Raw genomic sequence first — 17,271 nt, forward strand, 5'->3', positions numbered from 1 at the left:
AAAAGCTCGCTGGCAAGCCAGCTCCCACAGGTTACGTTTCTCCAGGTTTTGCATTCGGTTTGTCCGGCGGCGGCGTGCCGCTGTCGCTGCGGATCTGCGCGTGGCTGATCAGCGCGAAGATGAAGCTGCCGCCAATGATGTTGCCCGCCAGGGTAGGCCCGGCGAACGTCAGCCAGAACTCCTTCCAGCCCAGCTCGCCGGCCCACACCAGGTAGGACACCTCCGCCGAACCGACGACGATGTGGGTGAAGTCCCCCAGCGCCATCAGGTAGGTGATGAGGATGATGATCCACAGCTTCGCGCTTTCCTGGGACGGGATCATCCACACCATGGTGGCGATCATCCAGCCCGAGACGATGCCCTTGGCGAACATCTGCGACACGTCGTTCTCCATCACCTTGCGGCCGATTTCCAGGAAGGCCTTGTCGGTCTGGGTGTCGAAGATCGGCAGGTGCAGCATCACGTAGGACACCAGCAGCACCCCCACCAGGTTGCCCACCAGCACCACTGCCCACAGCCGCAGCAGCTTGCCGGCGTTGGCCAGGGTAGGGTGGCTCATCAGTGGCAGCACTGCCGTCAGGGTGTTCTCGGTGAACAGCTGCTGGCGCGCCAGGATCACCGCCAGGAATCCGGCCGAGTAGCCCAGGCTGGCGATCACCTTGCTGGCTTCCACGTCCGGCAGCCGTGAGTTGAACAGCCCCATGGCCATCAGCGACAGGCCCATGGTGAGCCCGGCGGCCAGCGCCGACCACCACAGCGCGGCGACGCTGCGCGACAGCTCGTGCTCGCCCTGGGTGCGGATGATTTCGTGCAGCACGGCCGCGCGCGGCGGCTGGTTTTCATGGACTTCCTGTTCCTCGTCGGGCGACAGGCCCGGGGTCTTGCCTTGTTGACTGTCCATGGGGCTCCTGACTGCGTTCACGGGACCGGCGGATGCCTATGAAGATGACCCCGCGCGGGCCCCGAAAGTTGCGTCAGCCGGCGCCCTGCGTGGCCTTCAGGCCGAACAGCTGGTGCAGCGCGCGGGCGTAGTCGGCGCTGCCCAGGGTCATGCTGTTGAGGTGCGTGCCGCCGGGCACCAGCAGCAGCTGCTTGGGCCCGTGGGCGGCGTCGTACAGCGCCTGGCTGAAGCGCGGTGGCACGTAGCGGTCGTCGGTGCCGTGGACGATCAGCACCGGCAGGCCGACGCTGCCGATCTTGTCGATGGAATCGTACTTCTCCGACATGATCCAGCGCACCGGCAACGAGGTGTGGATCACCGCCGCCGCGGCGTCACCGAGGTCGGTGAAGGTGGACTCGATGATCAGGCCGGCGGCCTGGGGTTCAGGTTGCCGGGTCAGGCGCTGGGCCAGGTCGATGGCAATGGCGCCGCCCAGCGAGTGCCCGTAGATGAAGCGCTTGTCGGCGTCGGGTTGCAGCTGGCTCATGCGCTGCCAGGCCACCTGGGCATCCTCGTACACGCTGGCCTCCGACGGCAGGCCGCCGGGGCTGTCGCCGAAGCCGCGGTAGTCGATGGCCAGCACCGAGAAGCCCAGGTTGCGCAGCTCGGTGATGCGCCGCACCTGGGCGGTGAGGTTCCAGCGCGTGCCGTGCAGGTACAGCACCGTGGGCGCGTGCCGGCCCGGCGCCGGCCACCACCAGGCGTGCAGGTGCTGGGCGTTGTCCAGCGGGATGTTCATCTGCTGCACGCCCGCGGGCACGCCGTTGAACCAGCTGGCAGTGCCCGGTTCGATGCTGTACAGCAGCTCGCGCTCCTTGTAGGCCAGGCGCGAGCAGCCGTAGGGCAGCGCCAGCAGTATCAGCACCAGCAGGCTCAGGGCGCGCCAGCGGCGACGGATCAGCGAGGGCATGGCGCCGCTCCTGGGGTTGGAAGGCAAAGGCCACGAGTGTACTCAGCGGCAGCGATTCCCGGTAAGGTCGGTGTATTTCCAGTCATTGCGAGGCTGTCCCCATGTTGTATGACGCACGTGGCAATCGCTACGTAGTGAGCTCCCCCGAACACCTGCGCCGCCTGGGCGTCGACGTGCCGGCCAGCGCTGCCCAGGCCGCCGCCACGCGCGAGCAGTGGACCCAGGCCGCCGTCGCCGCCCTGTGCGACTGGCCCGAAGGCGCGCGCCCGGCTGGCGCCAAGGCCCATCGCAGCGATGGCCTGCTGGTGGGGCCCTTCCAGGCGCAGGCGCCGTTTGACCTGCTGATCGTCAACACCGACGGCAGCCTGGCCGAACGCAGCGGCAACGGCCTGACCATCTTTTCCCAGGCCTTGAGCGACCAGGGCCAGGTCAGCGGCGGTCAGGCCTTCACCCTCAACGTGCACCATGACAAAACCGACGCGCTGTCGCCAGTACCGGTCAGCGTCGAGCCGGCCAGCGTCAAGGGCGTGCCGGGCTTCTGGCTGGACCTGGGGGCGCCGGCGTTCGGGCCCCAGGCCGTGGGCGCCGAGCAGGTACAGGCGGCCACGTTCAACGGCCACGCGGTGGCTGCCGTGGCGAGCCTGGCGGCCATCGACGAGCACTGGCAGCGCAGCGTCTTCGTGCGCATCGGCAACCCCCACTGCGTGACATGGCTCGACAGCGCCGAGGCCCTGCCGAGCATGGCCCAGTTGCGCGCCCCGGCCCTGGACGCGGCGCTGACCGCCATTGCCTATTCGCGCAGCGGTGGCCAGGGCAAGGGCCTGCCGTGCCCGGCCGGCATCAACCTGCAATGGGCCGCCTGGCGTGGCCCGCAGCACCTGGAGGCACGGGTGTTCGAGCGCGGCGAGGGCGCCACCGAATCTTCCGGCACCAGCGCCACCGCCGTGGCCTGCGCGGCCTGGCGCGTGGGCCTGGTGCAGGCCGGGCAGGTGCGGGTGCAGATGCCCGGCGGCACCGCGCCCCTGCGGCTGCAGGAGCAGCAGGGCGAACTGGTGGCAGTGCAGCTATTCGGTACCGCCAGCCTTCAGCCATAATCGGCGTATTGCCCTGTAAGGATTTTCTCCATGACCAATGGATGGCTGCGGCCTTGTGTGTTGTCGCTGAGCCTTGTGGCCGGCGCGGTTCAAGCCCAGGTGTACACCGGTACCCTGGGAGGCATGCCGGTGGTGGTTGACCTCGACATGACCAACCCCGAGCAGGTCAGCGGGCGCTATTTCTACGAGAAATACCACCGCGACCTGGCCCTGTCCGGCACCCTGGCCGACGACCAGCTGACCCTGGACGAAGGCCTCGACGACAACAGCGACACCCCGCGCCCGCGCCTGCAGCTGCAGCACGCCAGTGACGACGGCTGGGAGGGCCAGTGGCAGAAGAGCGGCGGCAAGGCGCTGAAGGTCCAGCTCAAGCCGGCGCAGGTACCCGACACCGCCGCCGGCGCCGACCCATTCTGGGTGCAGTTGCACGACAACGCCCCCTATGACTACCTGCGCCTGCTGCAACTGCCGCTGGTGAATGGCAAGCGCGACACCTTCATGGGCTACCCGCTGCAGTGGCGCGGCGAGCCCAACTCGAAGATCCAGCTGTTCGAAGTGGCGTCCGGCTACCCCGAGCCGCAACTGACCCGGGTCAACCAGGCGTTGCGGGCGCGGCTGTGGAGCGAGGTGGTCAGCTACCACGAGTGCATGCTGGGCAGCACCCGCTTCGGCGAAGGCGAGTACGACCAGACCGTGACGCCCACCTTCCTGTCGCCCGCAGTGGTCAGCGTCAGCGTCTACACCAGCTACTACTGCGGCGGCGCGCACCCGGACTTCGGCGATGCGCCGATCAACTTCGACGTCAACCACGGCAAGCCGCTGTCGCTGGAAGATGTGCTGTGGGTGGGCGAGGGCCCGGCGTTCCACTACGACGACCGCGAAGGTGCGCAGCAGTCGGAAGAGGCTGACGTGGACTTCGACAAATTCTCCAACTACCGGGAGAAATCCCTGGCGCCGTGGCTGGTGGCACAGTTCAAGCAGCTGTACCCCAACGAGATGAAAAAGCCGGCGGATGAAAACGACTGCGACTACAGCGACCCCCAGGTGTGGAACTTCCCCACCTGGCACTTCACCGACAAAGGCATCGCCTTCGGCCCAAGCTTTGCGCGGGTGGCGCGGATGTGCGAGGGCACGGAGTGGTCGGTGCTGCCTTATGGCGTGATCGCGCAGCACCCGGGTGGGGTGAAGCTGGCGCTGCCGGCGAACTGACACCGGCGGCGGCAGGGTTATAACGAAAACCGCCCCAGCATCCCGTCCAGCTCCACCGCCAGGCGGCCCAGTTCCTGGCTGGCCGTGCTGGTCTGCGCCGCGCCGCTGGCGGTCTGCATCGACAGGTCGCGAATGCGCACCAGGTTGCGGTCGACTTCACGCGCCACCTGCGCCTGCTGTTCGGCCGCGGTGGCAATCACCTGGTTGCGCTCGTCGATACCCGCCACCGACCTGGAAATACTGCCCAGCACGTCCTTGGCCACCTGCGCCCGCTCACGGGTGCGGCCGGCCTGGGCTGCGCTTTCTGCCAGGGCCTGCACCGTCTGGCCGGTGCCGGTGTGAATGCCTGCCATCATCTGCTCGATCTCCCGCGTCGAGGCGCCGGTGCGATGGGCCAGCCCGCGCACCTCATCCGCCACCACGGCAAAGCCACGGCCGGCTTCGCCCGCGCGCGCCGCCTCGATGGCGGCGTTCAGCGCCAGCAGGTTGGTCTGGTCGGCGACGTTACGGATCACCTCCAGCACCTTGCTGATGCCCAGGGTTTCGGTGGCCAGGGCCTGGGCGCGCAGGCTGGCCTGCTCCACCTGGTCGGCCAGGGCGCCGATGTCGGCCATGGTTTCGTCCAGCTGCTGCTGGCCTTCGCGCACGGCGGTGCTGGAGCTGCGCGACTCGGTGGAGGTCTCCACGGCATTGCCGGCCACTTCCTCCACCGCCTGGCTCATCTGCGTCACGGCGGTGGCGGCCTGCTCGATCTCGCTGTATTGCTGCTGCAGGCCCTGGGCGCTGTCGTGCATGATCGCGCCCATCTCCTGGGTGGCCGAGTTGAGCCGGCCCACGGCGCCGCCGATCTGCTGGATCACCCCGTGCAGCTGGTCACGCATGTGCCCCAATGCCTGCAGCAGTTGCGCCACCTCATCCTGGCCGTGGGCGACTACGGGCTGGCTGAGGTCGCCGTTGGCCACGGTGGTGGCCACCTGCAACGCCTGGCGCAGCGGCCGGGTGATGCTCACGCTCAGGCGCCAGGCCTGCAGCAGCATCAACGCCAGCGCCACGGCAATGGCGATGGGCAGCACCAGTTGCACCTTGCCGAAGGTGCTGGCGGTGTTTTCCAGGGCCTGGGCGCTGGTCTGCTTGTTCAGTTCGCGCAGCAACTGCACCTGCATGTCCATCAGCGCGCCCTGGTTGGCCAGGCCGTTGTTGGACAGGTTAGTGGCTTCGCTCAGTTGCTTCTGTTCCACCAGGTCGATGGCCTGCTTGAACAGGCTGACAAACTGCTGGGAAGCGTCCTGCAGCAATTTGATCGAGTCGTGCTCGGTGCCTTCCGGTACCTTGGCCAGGTATTGGGTGAAGCCCTGGTCCACCTCGGTGCTCAGCTGCTGCAGGTTGATCTTGCGGTTCACCAGCTCGGCCGGGTCATTGGCGTACACCAGCAGCAGCGCGGCCTCGGTGCGCATCTTGCCCAGGTCGATGGCGATGGCATCGGCCTGGGCGATGCTCGACAGCGGCCCCTGTTCAATCAGTTCGCCCTGGTGGCGAATGTGCTGCATCGCCGCCAGGCACAGGCCGCCCAGCCCGGCCAGCAGCAGGGCACACAGGCCGAAGCTGGCCAGCAGGCGCTTGCCGATGCTCATGCGGCGCAGCAGGGCAGGGCGGGAGGAAGGCGTGCGGCGCAGGGAAAAACGAAGGTTCACGGCGGCTGACTCATTTGAAAACGACGCCAGCGGTTGTAACAGTTGCGCATGATGGCTTTATGACACTCCATCACTTTTGCGAAATAAATTTGTCATCCAAGCCGTGCTTCCCACGGCAAGCCGTCATAATGCCGCCCAGCTATTGCCCAGCGGACTACGTTGCGCGGTAAATCGACTTACACTGTTATCTATCTCCCCACGGCCCAAACCCATGACCACTCCAAGCGCTGCACCCCTGACCGATGCCCAATGGGACTTCATCGAGTCGATGCTTGAGCAATACAAGAGCGAAACCTCCGTCTGGAACACCTCGGAGCTTGACGGCTACCTGACCGCGCTGGTGTCCGGCCCGGTGGTGATCCCGTTCGAAGAGTGGTTCGAGGCGCTGTGGGGCGGCGTCGAATTCCTACCCAAGTGGGAAAGCGATCAGCAGTGCGAGCGCTTCATCAGCCTGGTCATCCAGCACATGAACGAAATCGCCGGCAAGCTGATCGAAAACGCCGAAGAGTTCTCGCCCATCTTCATGGAAGACGAGCACGAAGACGGCCACTTCACCCTCAGCGTCGAAGACTGGTGCTTTGGCTACGAGCGCGGCGTGGTCATGGGCGACGGCTGGCCGGGCCTGCCGGAAGAGGAACAGGAGCTGCTGGCCGGCATCCTCATCCACACCTACGACGACGAAACCGAAGAGGAAGAAATCGACCCGGAAGAAGCGGCCGACATGGTCTGCATCGGCGCGCTGACCCTGCACGCCTACTGGCTGGCCCAGCGCAAGCCGAGCGAGCCGGTGCGGGCGGGGGAGAAGGTGGGGCGCAATGACCCTTGCCCTTGTGGGAGCGGGAAGAAGTTCAAGCAGTGCTGTTTGCACTAAGGCTGGGTTCCACCGTCCTGTAGCCGCTGCCGAAGGCTGCGCTGGCCCTGAACCTCACCGGATATGTCCAGTGTGATCAGGGCCACGGCAACGCCTACATTAGCGTCACTTCCCCGCCACAATCCTCTTCACCAACGCCTCATGCCCTTTCTGGTCATCCGCCCGCGAGATCACCTGCACGATCGACATGCTGGTGCCTGACCCGGCCAGGAAGGTGCTCGACAGCGTGCGGCCACCACCCTGGGTGGCGGTGCTGTCGATTTCCCGCACGCCCAGGCCCTTGATGGTGAATTCCTTCTCGCCGGTCTTCTTGAAGTCCGGCAGACCGGCGCTTTGCTGCTTGACGAAGTCCTGCACGGCGGCGTCGAGGAACGCGGGGTCGTAGTCGCTGACGCTGGCCTGCTGCGGCGTGGGGCCTTCGCTGGCCATCACCACGCGCTTTTCTTTCTCGCTCTGGTACAGGGTGCCGCTGGCGCCGGTGGTGCCGTCCTTTTCATCACCTGCGTCCATGCTGCTGGCCACGTAGCCGGCCGGCAGGGTGAAGCTGAACTTGCCCTTGAGCGTCGCTACCTTCGGCCCGGTGGGCGCAGGCTTTTTCGCGGGTGCAGCGTGCTTGGCATGGGCGTGGGTCTGGGCCATGGCCGGTGCGGCCAGTGCCAGGGCCGCGGCGATCAGCGCGGCGTGGGAAAGGGTACGAAACATCGGTTGCTCCTGGACAGCCGCGCCACCGGGGGGTGGGGCACGGCGCGGGGAAGCAAGGGTGCTGCAAGCTTATCCTGCGCGCAAGTGCAGCACGTCAGGGGCAGAGTCTTTCCTTGACGCAATCGGCCGCCTTGCGCACGGCGGCGCACCAGTCGTTGTCGTTCTGTTGGCTGGCGGGCATGGCGGCGCACTTGGCGCGGGCGTCCTGCACCTTGGCAGGGTCCAGTTGCTGGTCGGCGGTGAGCAGGCTGCGGTAGTCCACCTTGGGCGCGTTGGGGTCGGGTGAGCAGGCGCAAAGCGCGAGAAGGGCAGAGCAAAGGGCAAGTGACAGCGTTGTTCTTTTCACGAGACAGCCTCCCTGATTCAACATTCCAGGTAGTCAGTGTAGTCCCCAGCCTGGCGCAGTTGTCACAATTGCGCACGCCTGTGTTGACAGCCCGCGTTAAATCCGTAGAATGCCGCCCCACAGCAGGCACGTAGCTCAGTTGGTTAGAGCACCACCTTGACATGGTGGGGGTCGTTGGTTCGAGTCCAATCGCGCCTACCAAACAAAATCCGCTCTGCTGGGCGGTGAGAAAAGGGCGATCCGAAAGGGTCGCCCTTTTTTGTTGCCTGACGTTTCACCCTGATACCCTTGATTGTGCCCCCTTTGCCCTACAGGACACCCGCCATGGCCTACACCATCAGCAACGACCCCCTGACCCCCGAGCAGTTCGACTTCATCCAGGCTCAGCTGGACGCGTTCGCGGTCGAGTCCGGCGTGCGCACGGTGTCGGAAATGGACGGCTACCTGACGGCCGTCATGTCCTACAAGAGCGACATCCCGTTCGACGCCTGGTACCTGTCGTTCTGGGGCGGCGGCGACCTGCCGAAATGGAAGAGCGAGGACACCTACCAGCGCTTCTTCGACGCGTTGATCCAGCACCTGAACCAGATCTCCATGCTGCTGGTCGAGCAGCCGGCCGACTACCACCCCATCTTCAACCAGGCCGAAGACGGCGAAGGCCTGGACGTGCTGGACTGGTGCGTGGGCTACCTGCGTGGCGCCACCACCCTGGTCAGCGGCTGGAGCCAGATGCCTGAAGCACCCACCGCCGCGCTGAACTTCATCTTCAGCCAGCTGGACGCCGACAAGCAGGCCGGCAAACCCGCCGCCGACCTGCCTGACGCCCTGGCCAACGCCGCCCGCGAGCTGCATGCCTACTGGGCCGAGCAGCGCACCGGCGACGAGCCGATCGACCTGCAGACCGTGCGCAACGAAGTGAAAGTGGGCCGCAACGACCCGTGCCCGTGCGGCAGCGGCAAGAAATACAAGCAGTGCTGCGGGCGCTGATCGCGGCGTTTACAGCCGCCATGGCGAAAGGCTTACACGCGCTGCCAGCGATGTCCTCTGTTGCGCCCCCGGTTGGCAGGGTAATCTAGCTACACAGGTGATGCGCAGGACGCGCTCAGTCACGGAAGACAGGCCAGCATGGATGCGCTCCGACAGGATGTTGGAAGGCCACAAAAGAACCCGCTTCGGCGGGTTTTTTATTGGCTTTGAAATGATGGTTGGCGGCTAGGACGCGGCCTTTGGCCGCTGCTACGGAGGCGTGTTTGGTGGTTTTATGGCGAAAGGCTTACACGTTGGCGCGGGGATCTCCTCTTTTGTCGGGGGCGGTGTATCGATATTCTGGATCCAACAACTGAAGCCAAGGAAGCGCTTCAGCGCCAAGGACGGTTGGCCATTGAAAGGACGCAGCCCGACAGGGAGGTTGGAATGGCCAGGACACTAGACCCGCTTCGGCGGGTTTTTTGTTGCCTGGGGTTCGGTAGCGGGCGAATCCAGGTTGAAGAATTCCTGCAACTTGGCCTGCCACAGGCGCTTGTCTGGCAGCTGCGTCTGATACTCCGCGATCAAAGCCGGCGACAGTGATCGGTTCAAGGCGTACTCCACCACTTCATCATCACTGCTGGCGCACAGCAGCACGCCTATCGCCGGGTTCTCATGGGGCTTGCGCACGTCGCGGTCCAAGGCTTCCAGGTAGAACTCCAGCTTGCCCAGATATTCCGGTTCAAAGCGGCCGACCTTGAGCTCCAGCGCCACCAGGCAGTTGAGGCCGCGGTGGAAGAACAGCAGGTCCAGGGTGAAATCGCGGTGGCCTACCTGCAACGGGTACTGTGAGCCGACGAAGCAGAAGTCGCGGCCCAGTTCAGCCAGGAAGTCCTTGAGCCTCAGGAGGAGGCCAGCGTGCAGGTCGGCTTCGCCATGCTTGTTGGGCAGGCCGAGAAACTCCACTACATAAGCGTCACGAAACACGTCGAGAGCGGCGGGGTGGGTGGTGGCGATGGAGGGGTTGGATTTGGCGGGCTCCAGGACGGTGCGTTCGAAGAGAGCGGTTTTGAATTGGCGTTCAAGCTCGCGCTTGGACCACTGTTCCCTGATCGCCATCCGCAGGTAAAACTCACGTTCTTCAGGCCGCTTGCTTTGGCCGAGGATAATCAGGTTGTGGGTCCATGGCAGTTGTCGCACCAGTGGTGCGACTAATTCGTCCTGGTGGTACGTTTTGTAAAACTGACGCATGCGGAACAAGCTTGCGCGGGTGAACCCGCGCAGGCCTGGCTGATGTTTCGCGAGGTAAGCCGCCAAGTCGGCTACTACACCTTCGCCCCACTCGGCGCTTTCCAGCTTCTTGCAGATGTACTGCCCCACCTGCCAATACAGCTCAATCAACTGCGTATTCACCGCCTGTGCCGCCCGTTGCCGTGCCCCTGAAATCAGCAAGGCCGCCTCGGTAAAGCTGGTCTGCAAGCCTGGGTCGTTTGAAGTCTTGGTCATGATCAGTCGCTGCTCGATGGTCAGAAAAGACCAACGACAATAGGGGTAGGTGGGCAGTGAGTCGACGCACCGGCCAGTGCCACCACCGCGCTTCGATAACTCAGGTTGGCCAACCCATCGGATAAGACAAACCCTCTAGCCTGGGGCTATCGCCAGGCCATGCGAAAACTCATTCACATAGGTAGGAAGCGTCCTTCAGCAATACCGGAAATGGAAACCAGCCAACTCGGCCGCGCCCTTCACCAGGCTCAGCGTCGTGTTACACCGCCCATAGCCAAAGGCTTACACGCCGGCACAGCGATCTCCTCTATTGCCCACTCGGATCCAGGCTTAATCTAGCTACACAGGTGATGCGCAGGACGCGCTCAGTCACGGAAGACAGGCCAGCACGGAACGCGCTCCGACAGGATGTTGGAAGGCCACGAAAGAACCCGCTTCGGCGGGTTTTTTATTGCCTTTGAAATCATGTTTGGCGGCTGGGACGCGGCCTGCGGCCGCTGCTACGGGGGTGTGTTTGGTGAGCTTATGGCGAAAGGCTTACACGTGGGCGCAGGAATCTCCTCTTTCGTCGGGGGCGGTGTATCGATATTCTGGATCCAACAACTGAAGCCAAGGAAGTGCTTCAGCGCCAAGGATGGTTGGCCATTGAAAGGACGCAGCCCGACAGGGAGGTTGGAATGGCCAGGACACTAAACCCGCTTCGGCGGGTTTTTTGTTGCCGGTGATAAACGGAGGTTACATAGGGCATGGCGAAAGGCTTACACGCGGTGCCAGCGATCTCCTCTATTGCCGACTCGGATCCAGGCTTAATCTAGCTACACAGGTGATGCGCAGGACGCGCTCAGTCACGGAAGACAGGCCAGCACGGAACGCGCTCCGACAGGATGTTGGAAGGCCACAAAGAACCCGCTTCGGCGGGTTTTTTATTGCCCGAAAAACGACTCCCCGTAGCAGCTGCCGCCAGGCTGCGTCAGGCCGCACGCGTTGCATCCGATACTGCGCAGGGGCCCAGACGCGGCCTGGCGGCCGCTGCTACAGGGCTGTCAGCGGATGTTTCCCGGTGGGGTGGCCGGTACCTGCTGCCATGGCACGCTGCACGTGCGCACGTTGGGGTAGTACGCCTGGCTGGACCGGCAGTAATACCAGTCCGAATTCGCCTGGGCGGGTGGTGGCGGTACGGCCGAGGTCTGTACCGGCGCGGCCTGCTGGTAAACTGGCGCTGCCTGGTACACCGGCGCCGGCGCATAGTAGCCGTACGCTGGATAGTAATAGTTGGTGGCAGGGTAGTAATAGGTCGTGCGTGGGTAGTAGTAGGAGTCCGCTACCACCGCTGCGGTATACCCCAGGCCCAAGCCGATACCCAACCCCCACCAGCCGCCACCGCCCCAGCCCCCACCGCGATGCCAGCCTCCACCACCATGCCATCCGCCGCCATGAGGGCCGGCGAACGCCGGGGCCGACAGCCCGGTTGCAGCAGCGAGTACGCCAATAAGCACACTGCGTTTGATCCGATTGATGTTCATGATGCCTGCCAGATGAAAAGTCCTACGGCGGTTTTCGCGTGGGCGGTTGAGCTTCGCTCCCGTGGGGAGTGGACAGTCGCGTCCAGGTCATCCGGTCGCCGCGGTGGCCGGAAAACACCCGTGCATCCCACTTGATAATAGCCCAAGTCCGATGCCCAAGCCGGTCAGGCGCCTGGTGGCACACGCGCCCCAGGCACCGCAGCCCTGCCACGCCAGCCAGGGCCTACCTAAACAGTAATCCTTTTCACCTGTCCCGAACATGAATGCGTGTACCGCCCGGCATACGCACATGGGCGCGGTTTATGCAGCCAAAGCCGCTATTGGGAAAGGTCCTACGCACTAACCGGAAACGGCTGATTTTTTACACCTGAACGATTGGTTTCTGATTGGGAAACCATCCAGGTGAATGAACAGGACCTCCCATGCCCCGCGACACCCTCAGCCCCACCTTGCCCATCCAGGCCCGTCCGGTGCTCTGCCTGCTGCTGGCCGTGGCCGCGCTCAGCTTCATTGCCGGGCTGCTGCTGGCCCATGGCCTGGTGCTGGAGGCCAACTGGCCCACCTACAACGACATCGTCAACAACCTCGACCAGCCCGGCGCCTGGCTGCGCTGGGGGATCGGCGACATCAGCGAGTTCGCCTTCTACAAACACGAGTTCGCCGCCATCGGCCTGCTGGCCGGCGCCGGCCTGGCCTGGTGGGCCAACAGCACCGGCAAGCGCTGGCAGGGCTTCGCCATCGCCTACGGCAGCGGCCTGTGGCCCTGGCTGGTGACCAGTTCGCTGCTGAGCCTGGTGCTGAGCAACCTCTTGTGGGGCTGGACCCTGGACGCCGACACCTGGCAGCCCACTTTTGTCGCCTTCGTCTCCGTACCCGCCGCCCTGGTGCTGATGCATGGCCCCGGCTGGCGCATCACCGTCACCGGTGCAGTGTTCGGCGCGTTGCTGGTCACCCCGGCCAGTCTGGCGCTGGTCAACTACGTCTGCGTGCCGTGGAAAATTCCCGCCGTGGTGGGAGCAGTGTCCGGCATGGCGCTGGCCGGTTTCGTCGCGTTCCTGCTGTGCAAATGGTTCCCGGCCCTGGTCAAGCCCGGCAGCGTGGCAGCCATCACTACGCCCCCCGCGCCTGCGCAAAAACACGGCCTGGTCTGGGGGCTGCGCCGCGTGCTCGCCGACTTCTCCGAAGCGCCGTTCTTTGGCAATGAACTGGCCAGCCTCGGCCTGCTCGGCGGCGTGCTGCTGGCCTGGTGGCTCAACCCCGCCAGCCCGGTCTACGGCACAGGCCTGCTGCTGCCGATTCTCATCGGCCAGGCGCTGAGCTCGGCCATCGGCATCTACCTGTGGCGCGGGCATTGGATGGCCAAGGGCTGGTACCCCACCTACATCCCCATCGTCTCCGTGGTGCCTGCCGCGGTGCTTACCCACGGCGGCAGCGCGCTGGTGGTGGCGCTGAGCGCCGTGCTCGGTGCCCTGGTGGCGGCGCCGTTGGCGGACGGGCTGGCGCAGAAGCTGCCTCGGTGGGTACATCCCTATGTGGCCAATGTCGTGTCCATGGCCATAAGCACGCTGTTGATCGTGCCGTTTATTGGGTTGCTGATTGTGGCGAGTGCTTGTACGCAGGGTTATTTGTGACGCCATTTCAAGCAACGAATAGAGCAACGCTGGACGACATCCTTCGCCGAGTACATGCGCAGACAGGCCTGGCCAGGCGGGCATTCGAAACGCTGAGCCTTGCGACCTCTTTTGCGGCCGACCTGGGCATCGACGGCGACGACGCCAATGAACTGTTGCCGATGTTGTTTCATGACTACGGCGTGAACGTGGATGGCTACGACCCGTACCGATATTTTGCGGGTGAAGGGTTCGATTTGTTTTGGTTTAGCAGGGATAAAAATCGCCGCGGTAACCAGCCGCTGAGAATCGGCATGTTGCTGGCCGCGATCGAAAACGGAAAGTGGGATACGGAGTTGCTGGAAGGCCGAGTCTGGAGCGCCGAGCCGCTGTACAGGGTGGGGGACGTGTTACCCGTGGCGGGTTATGCAATTCGTCCGTAGCCGCTGCCGAAGGCTGCGCTGGCCCTTCACTGCGTAGCTTTTTCAAATGGAAAAGATATGGAGCTGCAATCCGAGCAGGTAATCGGAAGGCATAACAGCACCTGCACCCAAGACTACCTGTAAGCGGCTTTCCCTCTGCCGTGGTGCGGCACCGGACGCCTAAGGTCCCGATGGCATCGCCATCCCGACCACAAGGACCGTCACCATGAGAGAGTACATCGTGCTACGCCGCGAAGCCCCCCAAGGCCGCACCGGCTTCGCCAGCCTGGCCAACAAGGACGCCGGACCCGCCGAGCCCAGCCTGTCCCTTGAACGCATACCCGCCCACGCCCTGGCCGAGCTCAACGCCGAGCCCGACGTGGCCCTGGTCGCGCCGAAAATGCCGACCCGGCTCATCGCCCCCCAGAACTCCCGGGCCACCCGGCACAAGCCCTGCTGGGGCGCCGACGCCGTGGGGGCCATCACCAGCCAGTACACCGGTGCTGGCGTCAGCGTGGCCGTGCTCGACACCGGCATCGACGCCACGCATCCAGCCTTCGCCGGCCTGGAGTTGCTGGAAAAGGACTTCAGCGGTGACGGCAACGGGGACGTCCAGGGCCATGGCACCCATTGCGCCGGCACCATTTTCGGCAGCGGCCTGGGCGAACGCATCGGCGTCGCCCCAGGCGTCAGCCGCGCCTTGATCGGCAAAGTGCTCGCCAACGACGGCAGCGGCAGCTCGGAAATGGTCTTCGACGGCCTGCTGTGGGCGCTGGACCAACGCGCCGACATCGTCTCCCTGTCCCTGGGGTTCGACTTCACCGGCATGGTCAAGACCCTGGCGGGCAATGGCTGGCCGGTGCAACTGGCGACCTCCAACGCGCTGGAAACCTACCGCGCCAACCTGCGCATGTTCGACGCTCTCATGGCCATGACCAAGGCCCGCGCCGCCTTCGGCAGCAGCACCCTGGTCATCGCCGCCGCCGGCAATGAAAGCCGCCGCCAAACCGACCCGGAATACCGCATCGCCGCCTCCCTGCCGGCCGCCGCCGACGACGTGCTGTCCGTCGCCGCCATCGGCCGTGACGGCGCGTACTACAGCGTCGCCGACTTCTCCAATTGCTTCGCCACCCTCTGCGCGCCCGGCGTCGACATCACCTCCGCCTGGCCCGGCGGCGGCCTCAAGACCCTGAGCGGCACCAGCATGGCCTGCCCACACGTAGCGGGCGTGGCGGCGCTGTGGTGGGAGGCGATCGCGGCCACGGGAAAGAAGGCCAATGCGCGCAACGTGCGGGCCAAGCTGGTGGGGACTGCGCAGGTAAGCCGGTTCGAGAAGCTGGATGAAGTGGATGTGGGGCAGGGGGTGGTGGTGGCGCCTTAGGGCGGGGCTCGTAGCCGCTGCCGTCGGCTGCGCTGGCACTTCCAGGCGCAGCCGACGGGTTTCAAGCCGCTTCCGTGATGGGACTCAGGTACTCTCCCTTTCACGCTTCGACTGGCGACGGTTTCCCACCATCAGCACCACACCGACGATAATAAACGTGAGTGACATCGAGCTGATGTCCATGTCAAACCGGTAATCGGAAGGCAAATAAACAGATATCCATCCAGCAATAAAAATCATCAGGCCTGCCCAGCATCGCCATTTGTAGCGGCTGATGAGTCGGTCGATTGCGACGCTTGCGCCGACTATTAGTGCAAATTCGATGAAGCTGTTCATGTTCAAGCCTAGTCTCGTTGTTTCGTGGGCTTGTATGGAGTGATGGGCATCAGCAACAGCTCTGCTACCAAGCCTCCAAAGCGACTTCAACCATCGCCCGTCTCGAACTTGCTTCGGCTGTGGAATACACAATATCCAAAGATGGCGCTGTAGAACGCAACCGCCTGCACGCTCTCATTCAACCGGTAGGGGTGAGGGATAAACATCAGTCCACACCCTCCCATGCAAGCCAGCAATCCCGTCCACTTCCTGAAGGTGCGACGCCGAACACACTGGTTGACGATGAGGAACGTGCCCAGCGCGATGGTCATCTCCAGCAGAAAACTCACCCGCTTTTTCCTGATGGGATGATGATTGAGCGTTGGCTACGCTGTGGGCCGATTCCACCGCTAACCTCGAGGCTCACAGCCACGATGATATCCCCGGCGTGGTAGGTGGGCAGCTTCGAAAACACGCCATTTCGCGTTGCGGTTCCAGTCATGGCCCCTATAAAAGCGCTCGCAGTGAGCGCGCTCGATAACGCGCCCAACGCTGTGTCGATGCTCAGGGCAACACTGGCACGCTGGCCGTTCAAACGATCACCTTGCTCGCGGGTCAATGGCCGAGAGATGGCGAGCACGATTGTGCAACTGCGCTGCTTTGCCTGCATGTGGTAGTAGCTGTCAGTAACGAAGCGCACGACCTCCTGGCGCGCGGCTGGCGCCCAGGGTAACCGGATGACGTGCAACTGGCCGCGATTATGCTCAGTCACTACGTAGCGATTCACATCAAACACCATCCCGTGATGGCCCATATGTTGAAAGCTGGCTTGGGATCGCATGGCTCGTTTCCCGTTGAGGTCGGGCGAGTTTGCGCATCAGTGGGAAGGGCGGCAACTGATGAAGTGTGACTGTGGGTGTCCGGGCGAGGGCAGCTACGCCGAACTCTCGCAAAGTCTGGGAGTGTTTTGTAGAGCGACCACCACCCCATCTGTAGCAGCGGCCGCAAGGCCGCGTCAGGGAGCTCCCCACCTTACTGCCTAACCCCACAAACGATTCCACACAAAGCTGAATCCCATGGGGGCGGGGTTAGTTTGGTCGGGGTCTAGCTTGCGAAGGGCGTGGGATTCCAGGTGCCGGCCGATGAGTCGGCCTAGGTCTCGGGCCGAGAACCAGATTTGCGATTCTAGCCAAAGGGCGTGGAGCGGGCGGTTGTGGCGGGTGAAGACGATTGGTGTGTGAGGAGTGTCGCTGGATTGGTGCACTCGTTCGCTGCTGGGCCTTCGATGGCCTCCGGTTTCGTGGGTTGGCATGTCCATTTACCTCTACTTGATAGCTTTCTTAGGGCTAGGTGTCGGGGGTTAAGAAACCTCAAGTAGAAGGCCGGACGTATTCCCCTTGCGGGTCTTGTATTAGTCCACCCCCGACATAGCAGAGCTTTTGAGACGTGCAGCCGGGGGCCGCAGGCACAAAATGCCGCATTTTCGGGAGCGGGTTGGCCGCTACTTGAGGCGTTTCTTAGGCGCGAAACCAGGGTAAATGTTGTATCTGTCGGGCACAATCATACCGGTGTACGAGCTTTCCGAAAGTTGTTGCGGGACGTAACAGTCAGCTGTATTCAGTAGATATCAAGGTTGTCGATTGTCTTGACTGAATGTGAGCTGTGGAAGGGTAATGGTTGTCCGGAGAAGCCCACGTTTGACTATATATGTAGTGGTCTAATGAAACCGGACACCCATTTAGGCGAGAATGCTCGCCACAGAGAGGTGTCTGATGACCAAGCAAC

17 protein-coding genes, 1 tRNA gene and 1 pseudogene are annotated in these 17,271 nt (G+C 63.8%); 8 read left to right on the forward strand and 11 right to left on the reverse strand.

All coding sequences use genetic code 11. The features are described 5' to 3' along the window. Positions 1-31: 31 nt before the first annotated feature. Positions 32-901: a formate/nitrite transporter family protein gene (locus ACWKWX_RS25770; protein WP_416426461.1), complete on the reverse strand. Its 870-nt coding sequence runs from the start codon at positions 899-901 to the stop codon at positions 32-34. A gap of 73 nt (positions 902-974) precedes the next feature. After that, on the reverse strand, positions 975-1,850 hold the full coding sequence (locus tag ACWKWX_RS25775; RefSeq protein ID WP_416426460.1) for an alpha/beta hydrolase: 876 nt from the start codon (positions 1,848-1,850) through the stop codon (positions 975-977). Between the two features lie 101 nt (positions 1,851-1,951). On the opposite strand from ACWKWX_RS25775, the gene ACWKWX_RS25780 reads away from it, so the two are divergent. Together ACWKWX_RS25780 and ACWKWX_RS25785 are read left to right on the forward strand one after the other, a co-directional pair. After that, a complete protein-coding gene (locus ACWKWX_RS25780) occupies positions 1,952-2,944 on the forward strand; it encodes a diaminopimelate epimerase (RefSeq protein WP_483829256.1) in 993 nt (330 codons plus the stop codon). 30 nt (positions 2,945-2,974) lie between these two features. Beyond that, the gene (locus ACWKWX_RS25785; protein WP_416426457.1) at positions 2,975-4,153 is read left to right on the forward strand and encodes a hypothetical protein; all 1,179 of its coding nucleotides are present in this window, start codon (positions 2,975-2,977) and stop codon (positions 4,151-4,153) included. A 17-nt stretch (positions 4,154-4,170) separates the two neighbouring features. On the opposite strand, the gene ACWKWX_RS25790 is transcribed toward ACWKWX_RS25785, so the two are convergent. Continuing rightward, complete coding sequence (locus tag ACWKWX_RS25790; protein WP_416427455.1) at positions 4,171-5,784, reverse strand: methyl-accepting chemotaxis protein; 1,614 nt, start codon at positions 5,782-5,784, stop codon at positions 4,171-4,173. A gap of 271 nt (positions 5,785-6,055) precedes the next feature. Between ACWKWX_RS25790 and ACWKWX_RS25795 the strand changes: the two genes are divergently transcribed. Continuing rightward, positions 6,056-6,715 (forward strand): UPF0149 family protein, encoded by a 660-nt coding sequence (locus tag ACWKWX_RS25795; protein ID WP_416426456.1) that lies wholly within the window; start codon positions 6,056-6,058, stop codon positions 6,713-6,715. A gap of 105 nt (positions 6,716-6,820) precedes the next feature. Here ACWKWX_RS25795 and ACWKWX_RS25800 read toward each other — a convergent pair whose 3' ends face one another. Then, the gene (locus tag ACWKWX_RS25800) at positions 6,821-7,417 is read right to left on the reverse strand and encodes a DcrB/PsbP domain-containing protein (RefSeq protein ID WP_416426454.1); all 597 of its coding nucleotides are present in this window, start codon (positions 7,415-7,417) and stop codon (positions 6,821-6,823) included. A 94-nt stretch (positions 7,418-7,511) separates the two neighbouring features. Then, positions 7,512-7,679, reverse strand: coding sequence for a hypothetical protein (locus ACWKWX_RS25805; RefSeq protein WP_483829257.1), 168 nt, complete (start codon positions 7,677-7,679; stop codon positions 7,512-7,514). 208 nt (positions 7,680-7,887) lie between these two features. Here ACWKWX_RS25805 and ACWKWX_RS25810 point away from each other — a divergent pair. Both ACWKWX_RS25810 and ACWKWX_RS25815 read left to right on the forward strand, forming a co-directional pair. Further along, a tRNA-Val gene (locus tag ACWKWX_RS25810) sits at positions 7,888-7,964 on the forward strand. 123 nt (positions 7,965-8,087) lie between these two features. After that, positions 8,088-8,750, forward strand: a complete 663-nt coding sequence (locus ACWKWX_RS25815) for a UPF0149 family protein (RefSeq protein ID WP_473004260.1) — start codon at positions 8,088-8,090, stop codon at positions 8,748-8,750. A gap of 438 nt (positions 8,751-9,188) precedes the next feature. Here the strand turns inward: ACWKWX_RS25815 and ACWKWX_RS25820 are convergent, their stop codons facing one another. Continuing rightward, positions 9,189-10,235: a PDDEXK nuclease domain-containing protein gene (locus tag ACWKWX_RS25820; protein ID WP_483829258.1), complete on the reverse strand. Its 1,047-nt coding sequence runs from the start codon at positions 10,233-10,235 to the stop codon at positions 9,189-9,191. Between the two features lie 1,043 nt (positions 10,236-11,278). Next, positions 11,279-11,599 carry a hypothetical protein gene (locus ACWKWX_RS25825; RefSeq protein WP_483829259.1) on the reverse strand — a complete coding sequence of 107 codons (321 nt, stop codon included), beginning with the start codon at positions 11,597-11,599 and terminating at the stop codon, positions 11,279-11,281. A gap of 581 nt (positions 11,600-12,180) precedes the next feature. Here ACWKWX_RS25825 and ACWKWX_RS25830 point away from each other — a divergent pair. From ACWKWX_RS25830 to ACWKWX_RS25840, 3 genes are all read left to right on the forward strand, one after another. Further along, complete coding sequence (locus ACWKWX_RS25830) at positions 12,181-13,389, forward strand: hypothetical protein (RefSeq protein ID WP_483829260.1); 1,209 nt, start codon at positions 12,181-12,183, stop codon at positions 13,387-13,389. Further along, positions 13,386-13,811, forward strand: coding sequence for a DUF1493 family protein (locus ACWKWX_RS25835; protein WP_483829261.1), 426 nt, complete (start codon positions 13,386-13,388; stop codon positions 13,809-13,811). The genes ACWKWX_RS25830 and ACWKWX_RS25835 overlap by 4 nt, the downstream gene beginning before the upstream one ends. A 205-nt stretch (positions 13,812-14,016) precedes the next feature. Further along, positions 14,017-15,171 carry a S8 family peptidase gene (locus ACWKWX_RS25840; protein WP_483829262.1) on the forward strand — a complete coding sequence of 385 codons (1,155 nt, stop codon included), beginning with the start codon at positions 14,017-14,019 and terminating at the stop codon, positions 15,169-15,171. Between the two features lie 84 nt (positions 15,172-15,255). Here ACWKWX_RS25840 and ACWKWX_RS25845 read toward each other — a convergent pair whose 3' ends face one another. The 4 genes and pseudogenes from ACWKWX_RS25845 to ACWKWX_RS25860 form a co-directional block, all read right to left on the reverse strand. Then, the gene (locus tag ACWKWX_RS25845) at positions 15,256-15,507 is read right to left on the reverse strand and encodes a hypothetical protein (protein ID WP_483829263.1); all 252 of its coding nucleotides are present in this window, start codon (positions 15,505-15,507) and stop codon (positions 15,256-15,258) included. A gap of 86 nt (positions 15,508-15,593) precedes the next feature. Beyond that, the gene (locus ACWKWX_RS25850) at positions 15,594-15,836 is read right to left on the reverse strand and encodes a hypothetical protein (protein ID WP_416426445.1); all 243 of its coding nucleotides are present in this window, start codon (positions 15,834-15,836) and stop codon (positions 15,594-15,596) included. Next, positions 15,833-16,327: a hypothetical protein gene (locus tag ACWKWX_RS25855; protein WP_473004248.1), complete on the reverse strand. Its 495-nt coding sequence runs from the start codon at positions 16,325-16,327 to the stop codon at positions 15,833-15,835. Before ACWKWX_RS25855 ends, ACWKWX_RS25850 begins: the two co-directional genes overlap by 4 nt. 252 nt (positions 16,328-16,579) lie before the next feature. Continuing rightward, positions 16,580-16,804 (reverse strand): annotated as a pseudogene (locus tag ACWKWX_RS25860) (BRO-N domain-containing protein); the annotation flags it as partial. Positions 16,805-17,271: the final 467 nt, after the last annotated feature.

The organism is Pseudomonas imperatae, from assembly GCF_057128625.1.

What these genes read in the sequence shown, in the direction of transcription:
- ACWKWX_RS25775 (WP_416426460.1), bottom strand. Translation starts at nt 1,850, where the DNA reads ATGCCCTCGCTGATCCGTCGCCGCTGGCGCGCCCTGAGCCTGCTGGTG.
- ACWKWX_RS25845 (WP_483829263.1), bottom strand. Translation starts at nt 15,507, where the DNA reads ATGAACAGCTTCATCGAATTTGCACTAATAGTCGGCGCAAGCGTCGCA.
- ACWKWX_RS25800 (WP_416426454.1), bottom strand. Translation starts at nt 7,417, where the DNA reads ATGTTTCGTACCCTTTCCCACGCCGCGCTGATCGCCGCGGCCCTGGCA.
- ACWKWX_RS25790 (WP_416427455.1), bottom strand. Translation starts at nt 5,784, where the DNA reads ATGAGCATCGGCAAGCGCCTGCTGGCCAGCTTCGGCCTGTGTGCCCTG.
- ACWKWX_RS25785 (WP_416426457.1), top strand. Translation starts at nt 2,975, where the DNA reads ATGACCAATGGATGGCTGCGGCCTTGTGTGTTGTCGCTGAGCCTTGTG.
- ACWKWX_RS25780 (WP_483829256.1), top strand. Translation starts at nt 1,952, where the DNA reads ATGTTGTATGACGCACGTGGCAATCGCTACGTAGTGAGCTCCCCCGAA.
- ACWKWX_RS25770 (WP_416426461.1), bottom strand. Translation starts at nt 901, where the DNA reads ATGGACAGTCAACAAGGCAAGACCCCGGGCCTGTCGCCCGACGAGGAA.
- ACWKWX_RS25795 (WP_416426456.1), top strand. Translation starts at nt 6,056, where the DNA reads ATGACCACTCCAAGCGCTGCACCCCTGACCGATGCCCAATGGGACTTC.
- ACWKWX_RS25830 (WP_483829260.1), top strand. Translation starts at nt 12,181, where the DNA reads ATGCCCCGCGACACCCTCAGCCCCACCTTGCCCATCCAGGCCCGTCCG.
- ACWKWX_RS25820 (WP_483829258.1), bottom strand. Translation starts at nt 10,235, where the DNA reads ATGACCAAGACTTCAAACGACCCAGGCTTGCAGACCAGCTTTACCGAG.
- ACWKWX_RS25815 (WP_473004260.1), top strand. Translation starts at nt 8,088, where the DNA reads ATGGCCTACACCATCAGCAACGACCCCCTGACCCCCGAGCAGTTCGAC.
- ACWKWX_RS25855 (WP_473004248.1), bottom strand. Translation starts at nt 16,327, where the DNA reads ATGCGATCCCAAGCCAGCTTTCAACATATGGGCCATCACGGGATGGTG.
- ACWKWX_RS25840 (WP_483829262.1), top strand. Translation starts at nt 14,017, where the DNA reads ATGAGAGAGTACATCGTGCTACGCCGCGAAGCCCCCCAAGGCCGCACC.